Raw genomic sequence first — 14,449 nt, 5'->3', positions numbered from 1 at the left:
GATTAGCTGTAGCCTGACGACCTGTCAGCCGCCATTTCGCATCGCGGAGGTGCGTGCAGCGTGACCCTCAAGGACGCCACCGCCGTCGTCGGCATCGGCCAGACCGCGTTCGCCAAGCACCTCCCCGAGTCGGAGCGCACCCTCGCCTGCCGGGCCGTTCTCGCCGCCCTCGACGACGCCGGGATCGACCCGGGCGAGGTCGACGCCCTCGCCTCCTACACCATGGAGGAGACCGACGAGGTCGAGCTGGCGAAGGCCGTCGGCTTCGGGGACCTGACCTACTTCAGCAAGGTCGGCTTCGGCGGCGGCGGTTCCTGCGCCACCGTCGCGCACCTCGCCGGCGCCATCGCCGCCGGGCAGGCCACCGTGGGCGTCGCCTGGCGCTCGCGCAAGCGGGGCAGCGGGCCGCGCCCGTGGACCAATACGTCCGTCCAACTGCCCACCCCGGCTCAGTGGACGCGCCCCTTCGGCCTGCTGCGGCCGGCCGACGAGATAGCCATGCTGGCCCGCCGCTACCTGCACGAGTACGGCGCCACCCGCGACCACCTCTTCAACGTCGCGCTCGCCTGCCGCAACCGGGCCAACGGGAACCCGGACGCGATCATGTACGACCGGCCGCTCACCCGCGAGATGTACATGACCGCCCGGTGGATCAGCGAACCGCTCTGCCTCTACGACAACTGCCTGGAGACCGACGGCGCGCTGGCCTGTGTGATCGTCGGCCGCGAGCGGGCGCGTGACTGCCGCCGCCCCCCGGTCTTCGTCCACTCCGCCGCCCAGGGCCTGCCCGCGCAGCACCACGGCATGGTCAACTACTGGAACGACGACCCGCTCACCGGGCCCGCCTGGGCGGCCGCCCGACACCTTTGGAAGCACGCCGACTTCACCCCTGACGACGTCGACGTCGCCCAGATCTACGACGCGTTCACGCCCCTGGTCCCGCTCTCCCTGGAGGGCTACGGCTTCTGCGGCCGGGGCGAGGGCGGGGCGTTCACCGAGGGCGGCGCTCTGGAGATCGGCGGACGGCTGCCCCTGAACACCGGCGGCGGCGGGCTCAGCGAGGCCTACGTGCACGGCTTCAACCTCATCAACGAGGGCGTCAAACAGCTGCGCGGCACCAGCACCTCCCAGGTCCCCGGCGCCGCCACCTGCCTCGTCACCGCCGGCGAGGGCGTCCCGACGTCCGCCCTGCTGCTCCGCAACTGAACGCGCCGAGGAGGCGATCCACGATGCTCACCCCCGTCCCCGACGCCGACGGCGCCCCCTTCTGGGAGTACGCCGCACGAGGCGAACTGCGGGTCCAGGCCTGCGCCGACTGCGGCGAGCCGCGCTTCCCGCCCCGCCCCTGCTGTCCGCACTGCCGGTCGTTCGCGAGCCGGTGGCGGGCGACCTCCGGACGCGGGCGGATCTGGTCCTACGTCGTCCCGCATCCGCCCCTGCTGCCCGACTACGCCGCGCACGCCCCCTACGTCGTGATCCTCGTGGAGCTGGCCGAGGCGCCGCGGATCCGGCTGGTCGGCAACCTCGTGAGCGAGCCCGGGGCGGCCCTCGGCTCCGTCCCGGCCGACCAGGTGCGCATCGGCGCCCGGGTGCAGGCCGTGTTCGACGCGGACGGGCTTCCGCAGTGGGTCCTGGAGCGCCCGTGAGCGTGCGTCTGGACGTCGACGAGAAGACCGCGGTCGCCGTCGTCACCCTCGACCGGCCGGAGCGGCTCAACGCCGTCGACCTCGAGACGGCCGACGCGCTGCGGCGGATCTGGCGCGCGCTGCGCTTCGACGACTCGGTGCGGGCCGTCGTCCTCACCGGTGCGGGCGGCCGGGCGTTCTCCACCGGGATCGACCGGGACGCCGTGGTGCCGCAGCCCGGCTCGCCCTTCATGCAGGACGACCCCCTGCTCACCGTCGGCCCCAAGGCGAACGACCTGTGGAAACCGGTCGTCGCCGCGGTGGAGGGGATGACCTGCGGGGGCGCCTACTACCTGCTCGGGGAGTGCGAGTTCGTCGTCGCGGGGGCCGACGCCGCGTTCTTCGACCCGCACACCGCCTACGGGATGGTCAGCGCGTACGAGTCGGTGCTGCTCGCGCAGCGGATGCCGTACGGGGAGGTCGCCCGGATGATGCTGATGGGCACCGCGGAACGGATGTCCGCCCGGCGCGCCCACGAGGTCGGCCTCGTCTCGGAACTCACCGAGGCCGGGGGCGCGTTGACGGCCGCCGTGGCCTGCGCCGCGGTCGTCGCCGGCTATCCGCCGGGCGGCGTCCAGGGCACCGTGCGGGCCCTGTGGTCGGCGAAGGAGGCGGCCCGCGCGACGGCGTTCGCGCAGGCCCCGCACCTCATCGCCCTGGGCAACCTGCCCTCCGACCAGCAGGCCGAGCTCTTCACCGGCCGCCGGAACAGAGGATTCCGAACCCGCTGAGCCCCGGCGCACGCAGGCCCACCGGTCCCACCCGGGCCGCGCCTCGGGCGTCATGTCGTAGTCGTACGCGATGCCCTCGACGCGGGCGCGGGCCTGGTCCACGTCGGGCGCAGGCGCCGGCCCCGGGCGGACGTGACGGCGTCGGGCCGTCGAGGGACGTCCGGTCAGCGGGACGGGGCTGTCGGCTGGGGCTTGCAGTGGTCGATCTTCGCCGCGGCGGACGGGGTGGACAGGTCGACGCGCACCGTCGTCGTCTCGTCGCCCGCGACGTAGGCGTCCTCGTTCCGTTGCTCGACGCGGCCGGAACCGGCGTCGAGGAAGTCGACCGTCACGGTGAAGCCGCCGCCCGTCGCGTTCGGGTTGGTGACCTCGACCGTGGCGTAGGGCCGGCTCGGCGAGGCGCAGCTCAGCAGTTTCACGGTGGCGTCGCGCCGGGTCGTGGACGAGCTCGAGGAGCCGGAGCCGCCGGACGTGCCGCCCGTGTAGTCGTCATCGTCGTCGTAGTCGCGGTAGCGCGAGCCCGACGTGCCGCCGCTCGACGACGAGCTGTCGTGGTCCTGGCCGGAGCTGCTGCATCCGCCGCCGCTGCCGTGACCGCTGCTGTGTCCGTGGCCCCGGCTCGTGGAGAAGCCGGTCAGGGCCAGCACCACCAGCACCGCGCCCGCTGTGAACCTGAGTTTGCGCCCCCGTCGATCCATGGCCGCCGGCCTAGGGCGACCCTGTCACGGCCATGTCACCGCATGGCGACCGGCCGGTCTCCGGCGTAGCGTCCGGGGTGAGAGCGACCGGCGGGCCGCTCCCCCGCAGCGACGGCCGCCGTCCGGACCCCTTCCGCACCCCCGGCACGACGGCCGTCCCGGACGCATGAGCCGGGGCCGGATCCGGGACCGGATCCGGGACCGGGCCGCACAAGGCGGTCGGGCCGGCCGGTCGGATTCAGCCGGTCGGCCGGACGGGGTCACGGCGGGGGCGCCGCGGTCAGGCCGTGCGGGCTGTGCCCGTGCCCTTCTCGGCGTCCAGCGCGTACACGCAGCGGTCCTTGCTGCACGCGTACACGACCCCGTCGCGGACGACCGGGGAGCCGGTGATCTCGCCGCCGGTCGCCAGCTTCCAGCGCAGCCGCCCGTCGTCGGCCTTCAGGGTGTACAGCAGATGGTCAGTGGAGCCGAAGTGGATACGGCCCTCGGCGACGGCCGGGGCGCCCACGATGTCGCCGCCCGCCTGGAAGCGCCACTTGGGGGTGCCCGTCACCGCGTCCAGGGTGTAGAGCCCCTTGCCGCTGCCGACGTGGACATGGCCCGCGGCCACCAGCACCGGGTCGACGGAGGACCGGGCCTCGGTGGCGATGCGCCAGCGGTCGCGGCCGTCGACGGCGTCGATCGCGTACACCGTGCCCAGGTAGTCGGCGAGGTAGACGCCGCCGCCGGTGACCGCCGGCCCGGGCACGAAGGTCGGCGCGGACAGGAACACCGCCGGGGCCTCGAAGTGCCAGCGCACCATGCCGCTCGCCACGTCGACGGCGAGCACCCGGGTGCCGGCGGAGAGGTAGACGTAGCCGTCGGGGGCGGGGGTCACGCGGACCGGGACGCCGCCGCAGGAGGCCGTGTCGCCGATCGGGTAGGACCAGCGCTCCTCGCCGGTGCGGGCGTCCAGGGCTCTGAGCCGGGCGTCCTGCCACACGTAGACCGTGCCGTCGTGCAGCGCCGGGCCGGCCTCCGGGGACTCGAAGTCGGTCTGGCAGCCGGTGATCTCCCAGAGCTTGTGGCCGCTGGACGCCTCCCAGCCCTGGACGCCGCCGCCGCGCGTGCCCGTGACGAGCGTCCCCCGGTCGGCCTTGAGCGAGTACACCCAGGCGTCCGTCGACAGCCGCCACAGGTCGCCGCCCTCGCGGGCGTCCAGCGCGAACAGGGTGGGGCCGTCGGAGGCGTGCACCCGGCCGTCGGCGACCGCCATCGACCAGGCCACGTCGCGCGTCTTGAAGCGGCGGCGGCCGGTCGCCACGTCCAGGGCGTGCACCTCGAAGGAGGTGACGTAGACGAGGTCGCCTGCGACGGACGGCGTGCCCCACACGTCGTTCGACATGCGGAACCGCCAGGGCCGCCAGCCCGCCGGGGTCTCCGCGGGCGCGGTCTGCGGGGCCGGGACGGTGGTGTCGGCGCCGTTGACCCCGGGGCGCGGGCGGGACCAGCCGGCGACCAGGCCGGGCTCGGCCACCGGCGCCTTCACGGCGGCCGTGGCGCGGACGTCGGCGACCCGCGGGCCGGGCCCGATCGGCACCGCCGCGCCCGCCAGCCGGACCGGGCCGGTGTCGGGGGCCCCGACGGGCGCCGGCGCCGGACGGGACAGGACCACGGGGTCGTGGGAGGGCGGGGGCGGCACGGGCGGGACGGCCGGCCGGGTCATTCCGACGCCCGGGCCGCTGCGGGGGCTCGGGGGCGCGGGCTTCACCTGGGGACGGCCGCCGCGGCGCGTCTCGATGAGGGCGACGGCCTTCTCGGGCAGCCACGCCGACGCGGTGCCGCTGTCGTCCGAGCCGGAGCCGAAGAGGTGGGGGGCAAGCTGGGCCTGGAGGTCGGCCGGGTTGGGCCGGGCCGTCGCCTCCATCTGCATACAGGACTCGATGAGCGGGCGCAGCTCGTCGGGCAGGCCTTCCAGGTCGGGGCCCTCGCGCAGCAGCATGAAGACGGTCTCGACCGGGTTGGCGCCGTGGAAGGGCGGGTGGCCGGTGGCAGCGAAGACGAGCATCGAGCCCAGCGAGAAGACGTCGCTCGCGCCGGTCACGCTGCGCGAGTCCTTGGCCTGCTCCGGCGACATGTAGGCGGGGGTGCCGACGGCCACGTTCGTCATCGTCAAACGCGTGTTCGAGACACCGGACGCGATGCCGAAGTCGATCACCCGGGGACCGTCCTCGACCACGAGCACGTTGGACGGTTTCAGGTCACGGTGGACCAGCCCGGCGCCGTGGATCGACTGGAGCGCCTCGGCGACGCCCGCCGCCAGCCAGCGCACCGCCTGGGCGGGCATCGGGCCGCAGTCGTTCACTATCTCCTCGAGGGAGGGCGCGGGCACGTACGCGGTGGCCAGCCAGGGCACGGCGGCACGCGGATCGGCGTCGACGACGGCGGCCGTGTAGAACCCGGAGACCGCCCGGGCCGCCTCCACCTCGCGCGTGAAGCGCACGCGGAAGAGCTGGTCCTCGGCGAGCTCCGTGCGGACCGTCTTGATCGCCACGCGCCGGCCCGAGGCCGAACGTGCCAGATAGACCAGCCCCATGCCGCCGGCACCCAGCCGTCCCAGCACCTCGAACGGCCCGATCCGCCGAGGATCGTGCTGCGTCAGCTGATCCACCACTTGCCTGCCACCTCCCCGTACGAGCCGCGCCACCCACGTGTGTGCACGGCCCCGTGCAGCGTCTCACCACCGCACCGCCATGGCGGCACGCACCCTGATTCTTCCTGGCCGGGCGGCCGGTTGCGAACCCAGGTGCAATCGGGGTGTCTCATTTCATATCGGAGCAAAAAACACGGCTCAACGCTGCAGCAGCGCGAACGACGCCCCTTGATTGTCTGTGACGACGGCCACGATTCCGTACGAAGCGGTGAACGGACCCGCCTGCACCCGCCCGCCCAGCCGGCTCACCGCGCCCAGAGCGGCCTCGCAGTCCCGCACGCCGAAGTGGACGAGGAAGTGCGCCGGCATGATCTCCGGGAAGACGTCGCCGACCGGCGCCCGCCCGAAGTCGGGCTCGGCCTGCGGGCCGAACAGCGCCTCGTGGAAGAGGTGCCCGTAGAAGGTGTTGGCGGCCTCCGTGTCACGGGCGTAGAGCTGCGCCCACGCGAACGCGCCGGGCCGGTGCCGCACGCCGAAGCCGGGGTGGCCGGCCGCCTGCCACAGGCCGAAGACCGCGCCCTCGGGGTCGGCGGCCAGCGCGGCGGCGCCCGCCCCGTCGACCGGGAGCGGCGCCGTCACCACCTGGCCGCCCGCCCGCTGGATGCGGCGGGCGGTCGCCTCCGCGTCCGGGGTGGCGAAATAGACCGTCCAGACGGTGGGCATCCGCCCGTCCGTCTTGTGGGCGAGCCCGGCGACCCGGGCGCCGTCCAGGCTGGCCCACACCGAGGAGCCGTAGGCGTCCTCGAAGTCCCATCCGAAAAGTTCACCGTAGAACCGCTTGCCCGCGTCCACATCGGGGAGCTGCGCGTCCACCCAGCAGGGGACGCCCTCTGCGTACACCGATGCCCTGTTTTCGGCCATGCAGCCAAACTAACGGCGCTTCACGCAAGCCGCAGACCAGGCACAGCCGCCCCCGCTCCCCCTCGCACCCCATTTGCAGTCGGCCGAATCGCGCTCCGATCACCCCTCGGTAAGCTGACGGCATGACAGGACAAGTGCGTACCGTCGACGGCCGCGTGGCCGGTCGACGCGGGCAGGCGACGCGGCAGAAGCTGCTCGACTGCCTCAGCGAGATGCTCAGCTCCTCTCCGTACCGGGACGTCAAGGTCATCGACGTCGCCCGGAAGGCAGGCACTTCGCCCGCGACGTTCTACCAGTACTTCCCCGACGTCGAGGGCGCCGTCCTGGAGATCGCCGAGCAAATGGCCGCCGAGGGCGCCGAGTTGACCGCGCTGGTCGAGGGGCGCTCCTGGGTCGGCAAGACGGGCTGGCAGACCGCCCAGGAACTCGTGGACGGCTTCCTGGAGTTCTGGCGCAAGAACGACGCGATCCTCAGGGTCGTCGACCTCGGCGCGGCCGAAGGCGACAAGCGTTTCTACAAGCTCCGGATGAAGATCCTCAACTCGGTGAACAACTCCCTGTCGGACGCGGTCGCCGAACTCCAGTCCAAGGGCAGGGTCGACAAGGACGTGAACCCGGCGGCGGTGGCCGGCGCGCTCGTCGCGATGCTCGCGGCGGTCGCCTCGCACCAGAAGGGCTTCCAGTCGTGGGGCGTGAAGCAGGCTGAACTCAAGCCGAACCTGGCCCTGTTGGTGCACCTCGGCATCACCGGCAAGAAGCCGACGAAGTAGCCGGCCGACCTGTTGTCCTCCACGTCACGTCCTGTCTGCCGGGCGGCGGTTCACCGAGGTGAGCTGCCGCCTGCCGCACTCCGCGGCGCCTTCCGGCCGCCGGCGGCCGGCCGCGCGCGAGCGAGCCGCTAGGCGGGCAGCGCCCGGCCCTTCACCACATGCTTCATCACCAGCGTGGACGTCAGCCGCTGCACGCCCGGCAGCGTCGCGAGCCGCTCGTCGTAGAGCCGCTGGAAGGCCGCGAGGTCGGCGGTCGCCACCCGCAGCAGGTAGTCCGGCTCCCCGAACAGCCGCTGCGCGTCCAGGACGTGCTCCACCTCGCCCACCGCCCGCTCGAACTCGGCGACCGTGTCCCGGTCCTCCTGCCGCATGGACACGAAGACCAGAGCTTCGAAGGTCAGCCCCACGGCGGTCGGCTCCACCACCGCCCGGTAGCCGCTGATCGCCCCGGACCGCTCCAGCTCCCGCAGCCGACGGTGACACGGCGAGACGCTCAGCCGCACCCGTGCGGCCAGCTCGGTCACCGTCAGCCGCCCGTCCTGCTGCAGCTCCGCAAGAATCTTCCGATCCACGTCGTCCATGTGGCAGATCTTCCCCCATTGTGCGAGAGACCGCGAAAACATCGGGAACACTTTCGGCCGCATCGCGCCTAATGTCCCCACCATGGACTCGGGAACCCTGATCTCTTTCCTCGCCGTGGACCTGCTGCTGGTGTGCGTGCCGGGCGCCGACTGGGCGTATGTGATCTCCGCCGGGCTGCGCGGCCGCTCGGTGGGCGCGGCGGTGGGCGGGCTGGTGAGCGGCTACGCGCTGCACACGACGCTGGCCGCGGCTGGCCTGGCGGTCCTGGTCGCGGGGTCGCCCGCGGTGCTGACCGGGCTGACGGCGGCGGGGGCCGGCTATCTGGTCTGGCTGGGCTGGAGCGTGCTGCGCCGGCCGGGGACGCCGGGCGCCGGGGAGGAGCTCGCGGCGGCCGGACCCCGCGTGTTCCTGCGCGGGGCGACCATCAGCGGCCTGAACCCCAAGGGGCTGCTGCTCTATCTCTCGGTCCTGCCCCAGTTCCTCGGCTCCGGTCCCGGACGCCTGCCGGTGGCCGCGCAGACGATCCTCCTCGGCCTGCTGCACATGGCGTGCTGCGCGGCCGTCTACCTCACGGTGGGCGTCCTGGCCCGCAGGCTGCTGAGCGCCCGCCCGGCGGCGGCCCGCGCGGTGACCCGCACCTCGGGGGCGGCCATGCTCGGCATCGGCGCGTTCCTGCTGGTACAGCGCCTGGCCACACTGTGAACCGGGCCCGCGGGCGGCGCCTGGATCAGAAGGACGGCCGGGGCGTGGATCAGGTCGGCGGCCGGGGAGTGATCCGGAACAGCCGGATCTCCCGCTCCACCCGCTCCTGGTAGGCGGCGTACGGCGGCCAGAACGTCAGCAGCGTCTTCCACACCGCCGCCCGCTCCTCCCCCGCCAGCAGCACGGCCGTGACGGGGATGTCCGTGCCCTTCCAGCTGATCTCGGCGTCGGGGTGGGCGAGCAGGTTGGCGGTCCAGGCCGGATGCCCGGTGCGGCCGAAGTTGGAGCCGACGAGGATCCAGCTCCCGCCGCCCTCCTCGGGCATGCAGGCGAGCGGCGTGCGCCGCGGCCGTCCGCTCCGCGCGCCGGTGGCCGTGAGGATCACACCGGGCAGCAACTGGGCGCTGAGCAGCACCTTCCCCCGGGTGAGACGGTGCACGGCCCGGTCGAGGGCCGGTATGACGTGCGGGGCCACCTTCGCGAAGGCCCGTGTCGAGGACACCTTCTGCACCGCTCTGACGCCGATCACACCGTCACCTCCGTGTCCGCGAACAGTCCGGCCCGTTCGGCCGCGTGGGCGCGCAGCCGGTGCACGGGCCCGAACAGCAGCTCGTCCCCGGCGGCCCGCTTGAAGTACAGGTGCGCCTGGTGCTCCCAGGTGAAACCGATGCCGCCGTGCAGCTGGACGCCCTCGGCGGCGGCCCGGCGCAGCGCCTCCAGCGCCTGGGCGAGCGCGAGCCCGCCGACCCGCTCCCGCCGGCCGGCTCCGCCTCCGCCGCCCTGGCCGTCCCCGCCTGCCGCCCAGGCGGCGTAGTACGCGGCGGAGCGGGCCGCCTGGATCTGCACGTACACATCGGCGAGCCGGTGCTGCACCGCCTGGAAGGAACCGATCGGCCGCCCGAACTGCTCCCGCTGCCCGAGGTACTCGACGGTCCGCTCCAGCGCCCGTCCGGCCGTGCCCACGGCCTCGCAGGCGAGGAAGGCGGCGGCGAAGTCCCCCGCGTCGGCAAGGGCCTCGGGCACGTCGTCCTCTTCCGTGCCCAGCAACTCGGCGGCCACGTCCCGCAGTTGCACCCGCGCCTGCGGCCGGGTGGCGTCGAGGGCCGTCTGCCGCGTCCGTACGACGCCGGCGGCGTCCCCCGGCGCCAGGAACAGCAGGGTCCGCGACCGTACGAAGCCTCCGGTGTGCGCGGCGACGAGCAGCAGTCCTGCGCTGTGTCCGTCGAGCACCTGCGCGGCCTCGCCGTACAGCCGCCAGCCGTCTCCCGAGCGGCGGGCCTGCACTCCGCCCGCCCGTCCGCCGCCGGACCAGTCGCCGCCGCCCGGTCCGGTCAGGGCGAGGGCCTCGGCGAGGGCGGACGCGGGCACGGCGAGCGCGGCGGTGAGCGTGCCGTCGGCGATCCGGGGCAGCAGGCCGCCGCGCTGGGCGTCGGAGCCGAGGGCGAGGATCAGGGGTGCGACGAGCACGGAGGTCGCGAGCAGCGGGCTCGACGCCAGGGCCCGGCCGGTCTCCTCGGCGGCGAGGGCGAGGTCGGTGCGGGGGCAGCCGACCCCGCCGTGGGCTTCGGGGAGCGCGAGCCCGGGCAGCCCGAGCTGCTCGGCGAGCGCGGCCCACAGGGCGAGGTCGTGCCCGGCCGGGGCGTCGAGGGCGGCCCGCAGTTCCGCGGGGCCGCAGCGTTTGTGGAGCAGTTCGCGCAGCGTGCGGCGGATCTCGTCCTGCTCGGCGGTGAAGCCGGGGTCCATGGCCGCCCCTTCCTACGGATCTGACGGTCCGTCATATTAGGAGTTCGGCAGCGAGTTGCCCAGAGGAAGGTGGCCTTTCATGACCGTGCGGACCCGGAACGTGGCCGTGGTCGGCGTCGCGCTCTCCGACTGCGGCCGGGTCGACGAGGCGACCCCGTACGCCCTGCACGCACAGGCGGCCCGCCGGGCGCTGGCGGACGCGGGGCTCGGGCGGGAGACGGTGGACGGCTTCGCCTCCGCCGGCCTCGGCACGCTCGCCCCGGTCGAGCTGGCCGACTACCTGGGCCTGCGGCCCACCTGGGTCGACTCCACCTCGGTCGGCGGCGCGACCTGGGAGGTCATGGCGGCGCACGCCGCCGACGCGATCGCCGCCGGCCACGCGAACGCCGTCCTGCTGGCGTACGGCGCGACGCCCCGGGCCGACATCAGGGCGGGCCGCCGCAGCGGCACGTTCGCCTTCGGCGCACGCGGCCCCCTCCAGTTCGAGGCGCCCTACGGGCACACCCTGATCGCCAAGTACGCGATGGCGGCCCGCCGCCACATGCTCCAGTACGGGACCACGATCGAGCAGCTGGCGGAGGTCGCCGTCCAGGCGAGGGCGAACGCGGCGCTGAACCCCGAGGCGATGTTCCGCACCCCGGTCACCGTCGACGAGGTGCTCGACGGGCCGGTGATCGCGGACCCCTTCACCAAGCTGCACTGCTGCGTCCGCTCCGACGGGGGCGCGGCGGTGCTGCTGGCCGCCGAGGAGTACGTGCGGGACTGCCGTACGGCGCCGGTGTGGATCCTGGGCACGGGAGAGCACGTCTCGCACGCCTCGATGTCCGAGTGGGAGGACTTCACGGTCTCCCCGGCGGCCACCGCGGGCCGACTCGCCTTCGCCCGGGCCGGGTTGCGTCCGGACGAGATGGACTTCGCCCAGATCTACGACGCGTTCACCTACATGACGCTGGTGACCCTCGAGGACCTGGGCTTCTGCGCGAAGGGCGAGGGCGGCCCGTTCGTGGAGAAGGGCCGGCTGCGGGTCGAGGGCGGCGCGCTGCCGGTCAACACCGACGGAGGCGGCCTGTCGGCCCAACACCCGGGGATGCGGGGCCTGTTCCTGCTGGTGGAGGCGGTACGGCAGCTGCGGGGCGAGGCGGGCCCACGCCAGGTGCACGCCCGTGACGGCGATCTGCCCCGCCTGGGCGTGGCCTGCGGCGCCGGCGGCTGGTTCTGCTCGTCGGGCACGGTGGTGCTGGGCCGGGACTGAGGCGGGGCCGGCGGGACTGAGGCGGGCGGTGAGATCCGGATCGGTGATCTCTCCGGGGGCGGCAACCTTTCGTGGGGCGGCGGCCACTGAGGGGATGGAGGCCTCCGTGTTCGGAGGCTTTCGCGTCCGGGAGGGTCGTCTGCCGGACGGGCTCCGCCGAAACGCGTAAGGACTTCTCCCGTGGCAGCTTCCTCGCACCGCCGTTCCCGCCGCCCCGACCGGCCCAAGGTCCGCGTCCCCGTGGTCGCCGTGGTGGCCGTGGCCGCCGTCGCGCTCGTCGTGTCCCTGGTCGCGGCCCTGCGCCCCGGCGGTGGGAGCGACGACGTGCGGGAGGCCGGCGCGCCCGTCGCCGGCGTACGGGTGAGCGGGTCGGCGACGCCGACGACGGCGAAGACGTCCGCGTCGCCGACGCCGTCCGCTTCGTCCTCGGCGTCCGCGAGCCCGAGCCCGAGCCCGACCGCGAGCGGAACGACGACCGCCCCGGCCTCCCCGGCCGCGCGGCCCCCGGCGGAGGCCGCCGCGCCCGCCGCCCGGGCGGCCTCCGGGGCGGGGCCGCTCGCCGGACGGATCCGGCCCGGCGCCTCCTACACCGGCGTCGCCACCTCCTACGACGCGGGCGACGGCAGCGGCGCCTGCTCCTTCGGCCCGACCTCGGACGTGATGACCGCGGCGATGAACACCGCCGACTACGAGACGTCGAAGGCGTGCGGCGCGTACGTGGCCGTCCGCGCGGCGGGCGGGGCGTCCATCACGGTCCGGATCACCAACGAGTGCCCGGCGCCCTGCGCACCCGGTCAGCTCGACCTCAGCCGGCAGGCCTTCGCCAAGCTCGCCCCCCTCGCGGCGGGCCGCATCCCGATCACGTGGAGCCTGCTGAGCCCGGCCACGTCCGACACCGTCTCGATCCGCTACAAGATCGGCTCCAGCCAGTACTGGTGCGGGATCCAGGCGATCGGCCACCGCAACCCGGTGGCCCGCCTCGAGGTCCGCAGCGGCGGCTCCTGGATCCGGCTGGCGCGCACCGACTACAACTACTTCCTCTCCGAGAACGGCGCCGGCTGCGGCGGCGCGATCCGGCTCACCGACGTCTACGGGGAGCGGCTGACCGTCGAGGGGATCGCCGTCCGGCCGGACGCGGTGCAGCCGACCCGGGTCCAGTTCGCCCGGCACTGACCGGATACTCGGTGCATGGCCAAGGACCTTCATGAACTGCTGAGGACGCTGCGGGTGTGGGACCCGGAGGTGACGCGGCTGCCGCCCTTCGACGCGGCGGCGGCCACCGACGACCCGGTGTCCCTCTTCACGCAGTGGTTCGCTCAGGCGGTCGCGGCGGGCGAGCGGGAACCGCACACGATGACCCTGTCCACCTCGGACGGCGAGGGGCTGCCCGACGCCCGGATCGTCATGCTGCACGGCGCGGACGCGGCCGGCTGGTCCTTCGCCACCCACGCCACCAGCAGCAAGGGCCGTCAGCTCGCCGCCCGCCCGTACGCGGCCCTCACCTTCTACTGGCCGGTGCTGGGCCGTCAGGTCCGGGTCCGCGGCCCGGTGACGTCCGCGCCTTCCGAGGAGGCCCAGGCCGATCTGCACGCCCGCTCCACCGGCGCGCTGGCCGCCGCCCTGACCGGACGGCAGAGCGACGTCCTGGCCTCGGCGGAGGAGCTGACGGCCGCGTCGGAGGCGGCCTGGGAGCACGCCCGCGCCCACCCGGCGGCCAAGTCCCCGACGTGGACGCTGTACCGACTGCGGCCGGACGAGGCGGAGTTCTTCCAGGGCGACGCCGCCCGCCGCCACACCCGGCTGCGCTACCGCCGCACGGGCGACGCCTGGTCCACCGACCGACTGTGGCCCTGAGTCCGCAGGTCAGGAACGGTCGGTGGCACGTGGAGAGCGGGGCGACACGAAGATCAGGCAGCGCGTTCTTCGAACACCACGGTGTTGTGCCCCTCGGAGGCCACGTGCAGATCCACGGTGACGTCCAGCGCCACGGCCAGCCTCACCAGCAGATCCGCGGTAAGAGGCAGCAGTCCGCCGAGCTCGATGGTCTCCACGTCCTGATCTGTCATCCCGAGCCGCTCGCCCAGGACTCGTCGGGGCAGTCCGAGGGCCACCCGACGATCGTGCACCAACTGGCCCAGCGCGAGTGCCAGCCGGATCTGCTCCCGCTCCGCGACAACCTCCGGCGGCTCGACATACCCCTCGGCCGCTCGGCGTGCCCGCGACAGCTTCCAGCGGGTATGACTCACAGGTCCTCCCGGAATTCACGATCGAACTCGTCATGCGCGGGGCCATGCTCGGCCTCGCACAGTGCCTTCGCCACGATGGCGCGCTTGACCTCGGCTTCCTTACGCATCCTGGTCTTCCGGAAGACGGTAAGCAACACGATCCGCCGGTCGGAAGCCAGCCAGTACGTGACCCTCGTGGCATTGCCGCCCAGGACGAACCGGAGCTCTCGCACTCCCTCTCCCAGACTACGAGAGTGCGGTTCCCCCAGAGTTGTCGGAGACCGGGCAAGAAGTTCGGCCTTTTCCTCCACCTGCCGGTAGTGCTGCGGGGAGAGGTTCGCCAGCCAGACGCGCACTTCCGGCTCCAGTTCGATCACGTACGGCTTGGTCACTCCGGGAAGTTATGCAGCCCAAGAGCCGAAGATCCTGCTTTCGGTACCCTGTCACTCATACGGGTACCCGTCGCGCGGGACGCGGTTCCCCCACGGCAGCCACCCACCCCATCCCC

General features: G+C 73.7%; 16 protein-coding genes. 8 read left to right on the top strand and 8 right to left on the bottom strand.

The features are described 5' to 3' along the window. Window positions 1-60: 60 nt before the first annotated feature. Genes ABT300_RS02475 through ABT300_RS02465 form a run of 3 tightly spaced genes read left to right on the top strand, consistent with a single transcriptional unit; the run spans window position 61 to window position 2,416 of the window. Complete coding sequence (locus ABT300_RS02475; RefSeq protein ID WP_351670963.1) at window positions 61-1,206, top strand: lipid-transfer protein; 1,146 nt, start codon at window positions 61-63, stop codon at window positions 1,204-1,206. A gap of 23 nt (window positions 1,207-1,229) precedes the next feature. Next, window positions 1,230-1,646, top strand: a complete 417-nt coding sequence (locus tag ABT300_RS02470; RefSeq protein WP_351670960.1) for a Zn-ribbon domain-containing OB-fold protein — start codon at window positions 1,230-1,232, stop codon at window positions 1,644-1,646. Then, window positions 1,643-2,416 carry an enoyl-CoA hydratase/isomerase family protein gene (locus tag ABT300_RS02465; protein WP_351670957.1) on the top strand — a complete coding sequence of 258 codons (774 nt, stop codon included), beginning with the start codon at window positions 1,643-1,645 and terminating at the stop codon, window positions 2,414-2,416. The genes ABT300_RS02470 and ABT300_RS02465 overlap by 4 nt, the downstream gene beginning before the upstream one ends. 164 nt (window positions 2,417-2,580) lie before the next feature. Here ABT300_RS02465 and ABT300_RS02460 read toward each other — a convergent pair whose 3' ends face one another. The 3 genes from ABT300_RS02460 to kbpA all read right to left on the bottom strand — a co-directional run bounded on the left by ABT300_RS02460 (window position 2,581) and on the right by kbpA (window position 6,667). After that, complete coding sequence (locus tag ABT300_RS02460) at window positions 2,581-3,114, bottom strand: hypothetical protein (RefSeq protein WP_351670954.1); 534 nt, start codon at window positions 3,112-3,114, stop codon at window positions 2,581-2,583. Window positions 3,115-3,394: 280 nt separating this feature from the next. After that, complete coding sequence (gene afsK, locus ABT300_RS02455; protein WP_351670951.1) at window positions 3,395-5,767, bottom strand: protein serine/threonine kinase AfsK; 2,373 nt, start codon at window positions 5,765-5,767, stop codon at window positions 3,395-3,397. Between the two features lie 177 nt (window positions 5,768-5,944). After that, window positions 5,945-6,667, bottom strand: a complete 723-nt coding sequence (kbpA, locus tag ABT300_RS02450; protein ID WP_351670948.1) for an AfsK-binding protein KbpA — start codon at window positions 6,665-6,667, stop codon at window positions 5,945-5,947. Window positions 6,668-6,801: 134 nt separating this feature from the next. Between kbpA and ABT300_RS02445 the strand changes: the two genes are divergently transcribed. Further along, window positions 6,802-7,437, top strand: a complete 636-nt coding sequence (locus ABT300_RS02445) for a TetR family transcriptional regulator (RefSeq protein ID WP_319276355.1) — start codon at window positions 6,802-6,804, stop codon at window positions 7,435-7,437. A 128-nt stretch (window positions 7,438-7,565) separates the two neighbouring features. On the opposite strand, the gene ABT300_RS02440 is transcribed toward ABT300_RS02445, so the two are convergent. Further along, complete coding sequence (locus ABT300_RS02440) at window positions 7,566-8,018, bottom strand: Lrp/AsnC family transcriptional regulator (protein ID WP_351670945.1); 453 nt, start codon at window positions 8,016-8,018, stop codon at window positions 7,566-7,568. A gap of 82 nt (window positions 8,019-8,100) precedes the next feature. On the opposite strand from ABT300_RS02440, the gene ABT300_RS02435 reads away from it, so the two are divergent. Continuing rightward, window positions 8,101-8,721, top strand: coding sequence for a LysE family translocator (locus ABT300_RS02435; protein WP_351670942.1), 621 nt, complete (start codon window positions 8,101-8,103; stop codon window positions 8,719-8,721). 49 nt (window positions 8,722-8,770) lie between these two features. Here ABT300_RS02435 and ABT300_RS02430 read toward each other — a convergent pair whose 3' ends face one another. Continuing rightward, the gene (locus ABT300_RS02430; protein ID WP_351670939.1) at window positions 8,771-9,250 is read right to left on the bottom strand and encodes a nitroreductase/quinone reductase family protein; all 480 of its coding nucleotides are present in this window, start codon (window positions 9,248-9,250) and stop codon (window positions 8,771-8,773) included. After that, complete coding sequence (locus tag ABT300_RS02425; RefSeq protein WP_351670936.1) at window positions 9,247-10,464, bottom strand: acyl-CoA dehydrogenase family protein; 1,218 nt, start codon at window positions 10,462-10,464, stop codon at window positions 9,247-9,249. The genes ABT300_RS02430 and ABT300_RS02425 overlap by 4 nt, the downstream gene beginning before the upstream one ends. A gap of 79 nt (window positions 10,465-10,543) precedes the next feature. On the opposite strand from ABT300_RS02425, the gene ABT300_RS02420 reads away from it, so the two are divergent. The 3 genes from ABT300_RS02420 (at window position 10,544) to ABT300_RS02410 (ending at window position 13,570) form a co-directional block, all read left to right on the top strand. After that, window positions 10,544-11,716 (top strand): thiolase C-terminal domain-containing protein, encoded by a 1,173-nt coding sequence (locus ABT300_RS02420; RefSeq protein ID WP_351670933.1) that lies wholly within the window; start codon window positions 10,544-10,546, stop codon window positions 11,714-11,716. A 180-nt stretch (window positions 11,717-11,896) separates the two neighbouring features. Beyond that, a complete protein-coding gene (locus tag ABT300_RS02415; protein WP_351670930.1) occupies window positions 11,897-12,889 on the top strand; it encodes an expansin EXLX1 family cellulose-binding protein in 993 nt (330 codons plus the stop codon). Between the two features lie 15 nt (window positions 12,890-12,904). Continuing rightward, window positions 12,905-13,570: a pyridoxine/pyridoxamine 5'-phosphate oxidase gene (locus ABT300_RS02410; RefSeq protein WP_351670928.1), complete on the top strand. Its 666-nt coding sequence runs from the start codon at window positions 12,905-12,907 to the stop codon at window positions 13,568-13,570. A gap of 53 nt (window positions 13,571-13,623) precedes the next feature. Here the strand turns inward: ABT300_RS02410 and ABT300_RS02405 are convergent, their stop codons facing one another. Next, window positions 13,624-13,962, bottom strand: a complete 339-nt coding sequence (locus ABT300_RS02405) for a helix-turn-helix domain-containing protein (RefSeq protein ID WP_351670926.1) — start codon at window positions 13,960-13,962, stop codon at window positions 13,624-13,626. After that, window positions 13,959-14,333 (bottom strand): type II toxin-antitoxin system RelE/ParE family toxin, encoded by a 375-nt coding sequence (locus ABT300_RS02400; protein WP_351670924.1) that lies wholly within the window; start codon window positions 14,331-14,333, stop codon window positions 13,959-13,961. The genes ABT300_RS02405 and ABT300_RS02400 overlap by 4 nt, the downstream gene beginning before the upstream one ends. Window positions 14,334-14,449: the final 116 nt, after the last annotated feature.

Origin of the sequence: Streptomyces sp. NPDC001027 (genome assembly GCF_040299045.1) — a bacterium.
Taxonomy (GTDB): Bacteria; Actinomycetota; Actinomycetes; order Streptomycetales; family Streptomycetaceae; genus Streptomyces.
This window is presented reverse-complemented; position numbering and strand designations above follow the sequence as displayed.

Coding starts and splice junctions, on each gene's coding strand:
- kbpA (WP_351670948.1), bottom strand. CDS start 6,667: ATGGCCGAAAACAGGGCATCGGTGTACGCAGAGGGCGTCCCCTGCTGG.
- ABT300_RS02420 (WP_351670933.1), top strand. CDS start 10,544: ATGACCGTGCGGACCCGGAACGTGGCCGTGGTCGGCGTCGCGCTCTCC.
- ABT300_RS02470 (WP_351670960.1), top strand. CDS start 1,230: ATGCTCACCCCCGTCCCCGACGCCGACGGCGCCCCCTTCTGGGAGTAC.
- ABT300_RS02410 (WP_351670928.1), top strand. CDS start 12,905: ATGGCCAAGGACCTTCATGAACTGCTGAGGACGCTGCGGGTGTGGGAC.
- ABT300_RS02435 (WP_351670942.1), top strand. CDS start 8,101: ATGGACTCGGGAACCCTGATCTCTTTCCTCGCCGTGGACCTGCTGCTG.
- ABT300_RS02460 (WP_351670954.1), bottom strand. CDS start 3,114: ATGGATCGACGGGGGCGCAAACTCAGGTTCACAGCGGGCGCGGTGCTG.
- ABT300_RS02425 (WP_351670936.1), bottom strand. CDS start 10,464: ATGGACCCCGGCTTCACCGCCGAGCAGGACGAGATCCGCCGCACGCTG.
- ABT300_RS02440 (WP_351670945.1), bottom strand. CDS start 8,018: ATGGACGACGTGGATCGGAAGATTCTTGCGGAGCTGCAGCAGGACGGG.